7 protein-coding genes are annotated in these 9658 nt (G+C 73.4%); 2 read left to right on the forward strand and 5 right to left on the reverse strand.

What is annotated here, in order from left to right; all coding sequences use genetic code 11:
• Window positions 1–121: 121 nt before the first annotated feature.
• From AC07GB_RS39625 to AC07GB_RS39635, 3 genes are all read right to left on the reverse strand, one after another.
• Window positions 122–2575, reverse strand: coding sequence for an ABC transporter permease (locus AC07GB_RS39625; RefSeq protein WP_478854421.1), 2454 nt, complete (start codon window positions 2573–2575; stop codon window positions 122–124).
• Window positions 2572–3414 carry an ABC transporter ATP-binding protein gene (locus AC07GB_RS39630; protein ID WP_478854423.1) on the reverse strand — a complete coding sequence of 281 codons (843 nt, stop codon included), beginning with the start codon at window positions 3412–3414 and terminating at the stop codon, window positions 2572–2574. The genes AC07GB_RS39625 and AC07GB_RS39630 overlap by 4 nt, the downstream gene beginning before the upstream one ends.
• 428 nt (window positions 3415–3842) lie before the next feature.
• Window positions 3843–5027 carry a PP2C family protein-serine/threonine phosphatase gene (locus AC07GB_RS39635; protein ID WP_478854425.1) on the reverse strand — a complete coding sequence of 395 codons (1185 nt, stop codon included), beginning with the start codon at window positions 5025–5027 and terminating at the stop codon, window positions 3843–3845.
• A gap of 164 nt (window positions 5028–5191) precedes the next feature.
• On the opposite strand from AC07GB_RS39635, the gene AC07GB_RS39640 reads away from it, so the two are divergent.
• Window positions 5192–6427: a GNAT family N-acetyltransferase gene (locus AC07GB_RS39640; RefSeq protein WP_478854427.1), complete on the forward strand. Its 1236-nt coding sequence runs from the start codon at window positions 5192–5194 to the stop codon at window positions 6425–6427.
• A 13-nt stretch (window positions 6428–6440) separates the two neighbouring features.
• Here the strand turns inward: AC07GB_RS39640 and AC07GB_RS39645 are convergent, their stop codons facing one another.
• Complete coding sequence (locus AC07GB_RS39645) at window positions 6441–7280, reverse strand: Fpg/Nei family DNA glycosylase (protein WP_478854429.1); 840 nt, start codon at window positions 7278–7280, stop codon at window positions 6441–6443.
• 55 nt (window positions 7281–7335) lie between these two features.
• A complete protein-coding gene (locus tag AC07GB_RS39650; protein ID WP_478854431.1) occupies window positions 7336–7821 on the reverse strand; it encodes a ribose-5-phosphate isomerase in 486 nt (161 codons plus the stop codon).
• A gap of 271 nt (window positions 7822–8092) precedes the next feature.
• On the opposite strand from AC07GB_RS39650, the gene AC07GB_RS39655 reads away from it, so the two are divergent.
• Window positions 8093–9550, forward strand: coding sequence for an amino acid permease (locus tag AC07GB_RS39655; RefSeq protein ID WP_478854433.1), 1458 nt, complete (start codon window positions 8093–8095; stop codon window positions 9548–9550).
• Window positions 9551–9658: the final 108 nt, after the last annotated feature.

Below are 9658 nucleotides of genomic sequence, written 5' to 3' on the forward strand. Positions count from 1 at the left end.
AAGATTCCCCCCCGGAAGAGTTGGGCCCCCCCCCCTGCGACCCCCCCTCCCCCCCACCCCCCCCCCCCCCCCCCCCCCCCCCCCGGGGCTGTGCCCACCCTTCCCACCCTGCGGGGAGGCGTCAGGCAGACGTCCTCAGTGCCGCGCGCGCCGGAAGCGTCGTGGCCAGGAGGCCCAGCAGGATCGCCGAGCCCGCGAAGGACGCGTACAGCAGCGGCGGGATGTACGGGGACTCGCCGGTGAGACCCCTGGTCATCGGCACCAGCGTGGCGAGGGCGATGGCCGTGCCGATGATCACGCCCGCGCAGGTCACGAGCAGCGCCTCCCAGCGGATCATCCGCATCACCTGGCTCCGGGTCGAGCCGATCAGTCGCAGCATGCCCAGCTCGCGGCGCCGGTCGAGGACGGTCATCACCAGCGTGTTGACGGCGGCGACGGCCGCGAAGCCGCCGAGGACGGCCGCCATGACGCTGTTGGCCCAGGCGTTGACCTTCCGGTCGAGGGACTGGGCGGTGGTGTAGCCGTCCCGGTCCTTGACCGTGCCCAGGGACTTCAGCGCGGCCGCCGTGCCGCCCTTCGTCCAGATCTCCGTGTCGAGGGCTGCCGTGACGTGCTGCCGCAGCGCGGCCGCGGGGAGCGTGACCTGGGACAGGCCGAGACCGCGCTCGTACGTCGCCGCGAGCGTCGGCCGGATCCTCGTACCGTCGGGCAGGCGCAGCTCGACGCGGTCGCCGGTCTTCAGGTGCGCGGAGGTCGCGAGGGTCGCGTCGAGGCCGATCTCGCCCTCGCGGAGGGCGAGTTCGCCGGACTCCACGTTCAGGTCCTGCACCTGGGCGAGGTCCGCGGCGGAGCCGGTGACGCCCTGGGCGCTCGCGGACTGGAGCCAGCGGTCGCCGCCGGAGCCCATGGGGATGAGGACGGACGTCTTCAACAGGCCGACCGCCGAGGTCACTTCGGGCACCTCGGCCGCCGCGCGCACGGCGCCGGGTCCGAAGCCCGCGCCGGAGGTGACGATGTGGTCGGCGGTGACGCCGTCCCGCTGCTGGTTCGACGTCACCTTGTCCTCGGTCGTGTGCATGAAGACGAGCGTGGAGGCGAAGGCCATGGCGAGGACGATCGGGGTGATGGCGGAGGCCAGCCTGCGGGCGTTCGTACGGGAGTTGGCGGCCGCGAGGGACGCGGCGGCGCCCGCGCCGCGCAGCGGCAGGCCGAAGAGGGCCGCGCAGCCCCGCGCCACCAGCGGGCCGAGCAGCGCCACCGCGAGCATGAACAGCATGACGACGCCGAGGGCCGCGTTCGCCGCGTCATCGCCGGTCGAGGTGGCGGCGACGCGGGAGAGGACGATGCCGCCGACGACCGCGGCGACGCCGAGCGGCGTGCGGATCCAGCCGGGCCGCAGCGGCTCCACCGAGGCCTCGCTGAGGGCCTGGCCCGGCTTGATGCGGGAGGGGCGGCGCGCGGCCATGTACCCGGCGCCGAGGGCGGTAAGGACGGCCGTGCCCGCCGCCGTGACCAGCGGGATCCAGGACACGGCGAGGTCGACCGGCTCCGGGACGGCGCCGCGGTCCTTGAGCTGCCCGAACCACCAGCTCGCCAGGGCGATGCCGGGGAGGCAGCCGACGAGGCCCGCGAGCGGGGCGACGAGCAGCGTCTCGGTGGCGATGGTGCGGCGCACCTGCCGCGGGGTGGTGCCGATGGCGCGCAGGAGGGCGAACTCCCGGGCCCGCTGGCCGACGGAGAGCGCGACGGTGCCCGCCGCGGTGAAGACGGCGACCAGCGCGGCGATGCCGCCGAAGGAGCCGCCGAGGCCGGTGAGCAGTTCCTCGGCGCCGGCGAGCGAGGGGTCCTCGACGCCGCCGCGGCCCTCGCCCGTGTGGACCTTCGCCTTGCCCCCGAGGGCCTTGGCGACCTGGGCCTTCAGGGCCGATCCGGTGACGCCGTCCTTGGGCAGGACCGCGATCGCGTCGACGCGCCCGGGGTGCCCGGAGAGGCGGATCGCCGCGCTGTCGCTGAGCCAGACGGTCGGCTCGGCGGTGCCCGCGACCGTGCCGGAGACCCGGACGATGTGCGGCCCGTCGGCCGTGGTCAGCGTCACGCGGTCGCCGACGCGGGCCCCCGTGCCGGCCAGGACCGCCTCGCCCGCGGCGGGCGGGCGGCCCGCGGTGAGCTTCTCGCCGGTGAAGGCGGTGGCTCCCCAGCCGTGCGCGGTCAGGGCCTTGCCGCCGCCCTTGGCCGCGAGCGCGACGGGGTAGGTGACGTCCGCGACGGCCGTGCGCGCCCCGGGCACCGCCGCGGCCTTCGCGACCAGGGAGGCGTCGAGGCGGGCGCGGTCCGGCACCGGCTGGGTGGAGGCGCTGTCGCCGCTGCCGAAGTGGACCCGCTGGTCGGCGGCCGCCACGACGGGCGCGTCCGCGTACCGGCTGGGCGGCACGGAGGCGCGCAGGCCCGTCTCCAGGAGGATGCCGCAGGCGGACACGATCAGGGACGCCATCATCAGCGCGACGAACGTGCCCACGAACGCGGCGGGCTTGAAGCGGACGGCCGCGCGGGCCAGGCCGTTCGGGACGAAGCTCATGCCGCCGCCACTCCCGCGTACGTGGGCACGGGCGCGGGCGCGGTCAGGGCGCGCATCCGGTCCGTGATCCGCGCGGCCGACGCGCCTTCCAGATGGTCGACGATCGCGCCGTCGGCCAGGAACAGCGTGCGATCCGCGTACGCGGCGGCGGCCGGGTCGTGGGTGACCATCACCACGGTCGCGCCCATGCCGTCGACGGCCGAGCGCAGCAGGCCGAGGATCTCCGCGGCCGTGGTGGTGTCCAGGGCGCCCGTCGGTTCGTCGGCGAACACCACGTCCGGCTCGGTCACCAGGGCGCGGGCGATCGCGACGCGCTGCTGCTGGCCGCCGGAGAGCTGGCCGGGGCGGCGCCTGCCCTTGTCGCCGAGGCCCACGCGGGCCAGGACGTCGGCGGCCTTGCGGTGGTCGGGGCGGTGGCCTGCGAGGCGCATCGGCAGCAAGACGTTCTGCTCGACGGTGAGCGAGGGGAGCAGGTTGAAGGCCTGGAACACGAAGCCGAGGCGGGTGCGGCGCAGGGCCGTCAGCTTGTTCTCGCTCATTCCGGTGATGTCGGTGCCGCCGAGGTGGACCGTGCCGGCCGTGGGGCGGTCAAGGCCCGCCGCGCACTGGAGGAACGTGGACTTGCCGGAGCCGGAGGGGCCCATCACCGCGGTGAAGCTGCCGCGGGGCAGGGCGAGGTCGATGCCGCGCAGGGCGTGCACGGCCCGGTTGCCGCGGCCGTACTGACGGCGGACGCCGCGCAGCTCCACCGCCCGGTCGGACGGGGCGCCGTGCGCCGCCGTGCCCTCGGGGGCGGGGGTCGCGCTCTCGCCCCGCTGCCTCTTCTTGCGCAGCCCCATGGCTTGCCCAGCCCTTCCGTCGTCCGGTGCGTGCTTGATGCATCGAACGTACGGATTCCGGCCCTGCCCGGGCCATGAGGTGCACCGGCGAATAGAGGGTGGGGTTTCCCCCACCTGCCCAGGGGTGGCACCCGGCCGGACCCTCGCGGGTCGCCCCGCCGTGTCCATCAGCGCGCTCCGCGCGCGGGCGCCCCTTCACGACCTGGGGGCTCCGCCCCCAGACCCCCGCTCCTCAAACGCCGGAGGGGCTGAATCTGCCTGTCGGCCGGATGGGTGGGAGAAACCCGCCGTGGCAGCGGCGGGCAGCCGAAGGACGGCGTGCGAGCCGCTAGGTCGCAGTCGGGTCGCCGGGGCAGGTAAGGGTGGGCGGGTGGGAGGGGAAACCCGCCGCGGTAGCGGTGGGGGCGGTTCGAGGCCCAGGGGCCAGGTCAGGCGTCGCGGCAGAGGAGCAGGAGGGCCCTGTCGTCGTTGACGTCCTTGGCGACGGCCTCGATGAGGTGCCAGGCGGCTCCGTGGAAGCCTCCGGCGACGTAGCGGTCGGCCTCGCCGGTGAGGCGGTCGATGCCCTCGGCGATGTCGCGGTCGGCGGTCTCCACGATGCCGTCGGTGAAGAGCATCAGGACGTCGCCGGGCCGCAGCGACCCCTTGACGGGGTCGAACTGGGCTCCGTCGTAGACGCCGAGGAGGGGGCCTTCCGCCGCCTTCTCCTCCCAGCGGCCCGTGCCCGCGCTGAGCTGGAGCGCGGGCAGGTGCCCCGCGGAAAGGAGTTCGTAGTCGCCGGTCTCCAGGTCGAGGACGAGGTGGATGGAGGTGGCGAAGCCCTCGTCCCAGTCCTGGCGGAGCAGATAGCCGTTGGCGGCGGGCAGGAAGGCGTGCGGCGGCAGCGAGCCGAGCAGGCCGCCGAACGCGCCGGACAGGAGCAACGCCCTGGACCCGGCGTCCATGCCCTTGCCGGAGACGTCCGTGAGGACGACCTCCAGGGTGCGGCCGCCGTTGGTGCGGGCGGCGACGACGAAGTCGCCGGAGAAGGACTGGCCGCCCGCGGGCCGCAGGGCCATCTCGCGGTGCCAGCCGCGGGGCAGCTTCGGCAGCTTGCTCTGCACGCGGATGCGCTCGCGCAGGTCGAAGAGCATCGTGCCGCCGCCGCGCCAGGGCACGCCGACGCGGCTGCGGAACTGAGCGATGAGGAGGCCGAAGAACCCGCAGGCGGCGACGGTCAGGACGGTGCCGGGGGTGACCCGGGCCGGGCCCTCGGTGTAGGGCCCGAGCCGGGCGGACTCCACGATGAGGGCGGCCGCGGACGCGGCGTACAGGCCGAGGAGGCTGGAGGGCCTGAGCAGCAGGCCGCCCGCGACGATCGGCAGGACGAGGACGGCGGGCGAGAACCACACCGGGTTGACGATCGTGCAGACGGTGATGACCGGCACGGTCAGGAGCAGCGCGGCGAGCGCCACCCAGTCCGAGCCGTCGCCCCGGAAGTAGTCCACCCCGGATTTGCGCAGCCCTATGCGGGCCCGGTGCAGCCGCTTCTTCATCCGGGCCGGGAACGTCTCGGCTGCGGCGCGCCGCTCGCGCGGGGTGCGCCGCTCGCGCCTGTCTCGTCGTACCGCCATTGCTCGTGGACCCTATCCACCGGGCCAGGCGCTTCGCACGGGAGGTACCTCTTGTCCCCCTTCAGGGGCACCTCGCCCGTATCTCCGCTCCCAGCGTCCACACGCGCGTTCCGGTACGCGGAAAACGATTCGCCGCGCCCCTGGAGCCCTGGTAGGCATGGCATATGACAGCAGAATTGCGGGAGTTGGGCCAGAGAGACTGGGACCGGTGGTACGGAACGCTGGAGCGGGCCTTCGGCGGGCTGCACGAGGCGCCGGAGGAGCGTGAGCTGTGGGACTCGCTGACGCGGCTCGACCGCTGCCTCGGCCTCTGGGACGGCGAGGACTGCCTCGGCACGGCGGGCTCCTTCAGTTTCCGCATGTCCGTGCCGGGCGGGGCCCTGGTGGACGCGGCGGGTGTCTCGATGGTGAGCGTGGCGGGCACGCACCGCCGCCGCGGGCTCCTCACCCGGATGATGCGGCGCCAGCTCGACGACCTGCGGGAGCGCGGGGAGGCGCTGGCCGTCCTGACGGTGTCCGAGCCCGCGATCTACGGCCGGTTCGGGTACGGCGTGGCGACGTGGTTGTTCAACGTGTCGATCGACACGCCGCGGGTGCGCCTCACGGTGCCCGAGGGCACAGACGAGGTGCGGCTGCGGTACGCGGTCCCGGCCGAGGCCGCCGAGGCCTGTGAGGCGGTGTACGCGCGCGTGGTGCCCGGCCGCCCCGGGATGCTGGCGCGGCAGCCGGGCTGGGAGCGCCTGCCGCTCCTCGACCCGGAGCGGGACCGCGACGGCGCGTCGCCGCTCCAGTGCGTGCTCGCGGAGCGCGGCGGTGAGGTCGTCGGGTACGCGTACTTCGCGGTCAAGCCCGACTGGGAGGTCCAGGGCCCGAAGGGCGAGGTCCGGGTGCGCGCCGTGGAGGCGCTGGACCCGGCGGCGCACGCCGCGCTGTGGCGCTTCCTCTGCGACATCGACCTGACCTCCCGGGTCGTGTCGCTCAACCGGCCGGTGGACGACCCGCTGCTGCACCTCGTGTCGGACGTGCGGCGCTGCGGGCTCGTCATGCGCGACTCGCTGCACGTGCGTCTGGTGGAGGTCGGCGCGGCCCTGGAGGCGCGCGCGTACCGGACGCCGGTGGACGTGGTCCTGGACGTCACGGACGCGTTCTGTCCCTGGAACGAGGGGCGCTGGCGGCTGACGGGCGACCCCAAGGGCGCCTCCTGCAAGCGCGCCGACGACGGGACGCCCGCCGACCTCGCCCTGTCCGTGCGCGAGCTGGGTTCGGCGTATCTGGGCGGCGTGTCCCTCGCGGAGCTGGCCCGGGCGGGCCGGGTGCGGGAGCTGCGTCCGGGGGCCCTGGCGGAGGCGAGCCTCGCCTTCGGGTCGGACGTGGCGCCCTGGCTGCCGCACGGCTTCTAGCCGTGCCCGCCCGTCACCGGCGTGCCGGCGTGCTCTTTCCGCGCTGGCACCGCGGGCACCAGAACAGGTTGCGGGCGGCGAGATCGGCGGTGCGGATCTCGCCGCCACAGATGTGGCAGGCCATCCGGGCCCTGCGGTACACGTACACCTCGCCGCCGTGGTCGTCCACGCGCGGCGGGCGGCCCATGGCCTCGGGGGTGTGCTCGGGCCACACGGTGTCGATGCGGTTGTTGCGCACGCCCTCGCGCATCAGGTCCACCAGGTCCGCCCAGATCGCGGTCCACTGGCGGCGCGTGAGGTCCTTGCCGGGCGTGTACGGGTCGATGCGGTGCCGGAAGAGGACCTCGGCGCGGTAGACGTTGCCGACGCCCGCGATGACCTTCTGGTCCATCAGGAGGGCGGCGATGGTGGTGCGGCTGCGGGAGACGCGCTGCCAGGCCCTGTCCGGGTCGTTCGCGCCGTCCTGCGGGCGCAGCGGGTCCGGGCCGAGGCGGGCGTGTATCTCCTGCTTCTCGCCGTCGGTGATCAGCGCGCAGGTGGTGGGGCCGCGCAGGTCGCTGTGGTGGGCGGCGTTCGCCAGGCGGAGGCGGACGGTGTCGGTGGGCGGCGGGGCGGGGGTCTCGCCGAAGGTGTACTTGCCGAAGAGGCCCAGGTGGATGTGGACCCAGCCGGACGCGGCGAAGCCGAGGAAGAGGTGCTTGCCGTGGGCTTCCGCGGTGTCCAGGGGCTGTCCGTCCACGAGGGCGGCGCCGTCGGAGAACTTGCCCTGGGGGCTGGTGGCCCGCACCGGGTGGCCCTGGAACCGGCTGCGGTGATCGGCCGCGAGCCGGTGGATGGTGTGCCCTTCCGGCACGGTGTCGCCTCCTGTCGGGGCCTTCGCGGGGCGCCCCGTGGCGCCCCGCGGGAGGTCAGGCCTGCGGGTGGTGGGGCGGGACGGGGGGCAGCTCGCCCGAGGTCTCGTAGCGCGCCAGCATCTTGATGCGGCGGGTGTGCCGCTCCTCGCCGGAGTACGGCGTCGCGAGGAAGATCTCGACGAACTTGGTCGCCTCGTCCACGGTGTGCATGCGGCCGCCGATGGAGATCACGTTCGCGTCGTTGTGCTCGCGGCCGAGCGCCGCCGTCTGCTCGCTCCAGGCGAGGGCGGCCCGTACGCCCTTGACCTTGTTCGCGGCGATCTGCTCGCCGTTGCCCGAGCCGCCGATGACGATGCCGAGGGCGTCGGGGTCCGCAGCCGTCTTCTCCGCCGCGCGGAGACAGAAGGGCGGGTAGTCGTCCTGGGCGTCGTAGATGTGGGGCCCGCAGTCGACGGGCTCGTGGCCGTGGGCCTTGAGCCATTCGACGAGGTGGTTCTTGAGTTCGTAACCGGCATGATCGGAGCCGAGGTACACGCGCATGGGTCCGAGTGTGGCATGCGCGGTGGCGGGAAGCCGTCGTGGGGCCGGTCATCGGCTGCCGCCCGGGCGCGCTCGGCCAGCTCTTCGACGGCTCGTCGAGAGCCCTTCGGCCACCGATTGGTTCAGGCCAATCGGTGTCCGGTGATCGTCAGTGACCGATCGTTCACTCTCCATTCTCCTGAATACAACGATCCGGAGACGGGTCTTTCGTCCCGTACGCCCCTGAGCTTTTAATGCGGAAGCTCTTGCCCGTGAACCAAAGGATCTGCCTATGACCTCGCAACCGTCCCTTGCGAAGGAAGACAGCACCCCCGGCGGGCCCGTGAAATCCCAGCCGGGGAGCGGGAACGGTGACGGAGACGGCCTCAAGGCCGGTCTCAAGAACCGCCATCTGTCGATGATCGCCATCGGTGGCGTGATCGGTGCGGGTCTCTTCGTCGGGTCCGCCTCGGGCATCAAGGCCGCGGGCCCCGCGATCCTGGTGTCGTACGCGCTCGTGGGCGCCATGGTCGTCCTCGTGATGCGGATGCTCGGCGAGATGGCCGCGGCACGGCCGTCCTCCGGATCCTTCTCGGCCTACGCCGACCAGGCCCTCGGGCGCTGGGCGGGCTTCACCATCGGCTGGCTCTACTGGTTCTTCTGGGTCGTGGTGCTCGCCGTCGAGGCGACCGCCGGGGCCGTGATCCTGAACGAGTGGGTGCCCGCGATACCGCAGTGGGGCTGGGCCCTCGTCGTGATGCTGGTGCTCACCGCCACCAACCTCGTCTCGGTCGGCTCGTACGGCGAGTTCGAGTTCTGGTTCGCGGGCATCAAGGTCGTGGCGATCGGCGGCTTCGTGCTCATCGGCATGCTCGCCGTCTTCGGCGTCCTGCCCGGCTCGGACAACCCCGGTGACGGCTTCAAGCACCTCACCGACGCGGGCGGCTTCATGCCCAACGGCGCGGGCGCGATCCTCACCGGCGTCCTCATGGTGGTCTTCTCCTTCATGGGCTCGGAGATCGTCACGCTCGCCGCAGGCGAGTCGGAGGACCCGCAGCGCGCGGTCACCAAGGCCACGAACAGCGTCATCTGGCGCATCGGCGTCTTCTACCTCGGCTCGATCTTCGTCGTCATCACGCTCCTGCCGTGGAACGACAAGTCGATCGTCAAGGACGGCTCCTACGTCGCCGCGCTGAACTCGATCGGCATCCCGCACGCCGGTCAGGTCATGAACGTGATCGTCCTGACGGCCGTGCTCTCCTGCCTCAACTCCGGCCTGTACACCGCCTCGCGCATGGCCTTCTCGCTCGGCGAGCGCGGCGACGCCCCGAAGGCGTTCGCCCGCACCACCTCGCAGGGCGTGCCGCGCACGGCGATCCTCGGCTCGGTCGTCTTCGGCTTCGCCGCCGTCTGGTTCAACTACCAGTGGCCCGAGACCGTCTTCGACTTCCTGCTGAACTCGTCCGGCGCGGTCGCCCTGTTCGTGTGGCTCGTCATCTGCTTCACGCAGCTGAAGATGCGCGGCATCATCCTGCGCGAGCAGCCGGAGAAGCTCGTCGTGAAGATGTGGCTGTTCCCGTACCTGACGTGGGTCACCATCGGCATGATCTCGTTCGTGATCGTCTACATGCTGTACGACGACGCCGGGCGCAAGCAGATGGTGCTCTCGCTGCTCGTCGGCGCCCTGGTCCTCGGCATCGCCCTGGTCCGCGAGAAGGTGGCGCCCCGGAAGCGGGTCTCCTCGCAGTAGCACTCAGCGGTTCACGGCGGCGGGGGGGGGGGGGGGGGGGGGGGGGGGGGGGGGGGGGGGGGGGGGGGGGGGGGGGGGGGGGGGGGGGGGGGGGGGGGGGGGGGGGGG

Source organism: Streptomyces sp. NPDC045778 (genome assembly GCF_056431945.1).

Excerpts from the sequence above, each read along its gene's own strand:
- AC07GB_RS39635 (WP_478854425.1), bottom strand. The coding sequence starts at position 5,027 with ATGGCGGTACGACGAGACAGGCGCGAGCGGCGCACCCCGCGCGAGCGG.
- AC07GB_RS39655 (WP_478854433.1), top strand. The coding sequence starts at position 8,093 with ATGACCTCGCAACCGTCCCTTGCGAAGGAAGACAGCACCCCCGGCGGG.
- AC07GB_RS39650 (WP_478854431.1), bottom strand. The coding sequence starts at position 7,821 with ATGCGCGTGTACCTCGGCTCCGATCATGCCGGTTACGAACTCAAGAAC.
- AC07GB_RS39625 (WP_478854421.1), bottom strand. The coding sequence starts at position 2,575 with ATGAGCTTCGTCCCGAACGGCCTGGCCCGCGCGGCCGTCCGCTTCAAG.
- AC07GB_RS39640 (WP_478854427.1), top strand. The coding sequence starts at position 5,192 with ATGACAGCAGAATTGCGGGAGTTGGGCCAGAGAGACTGGGACCGGTGG.
- AC07GB_RS39630 (WP_478854423.1), bottom strand. The coding sequence starts at position 3,414 with ATGGGGCTGCGCAAGAAGAGGCAGCGGGGCGAGAGCGCGACCCCCGCC.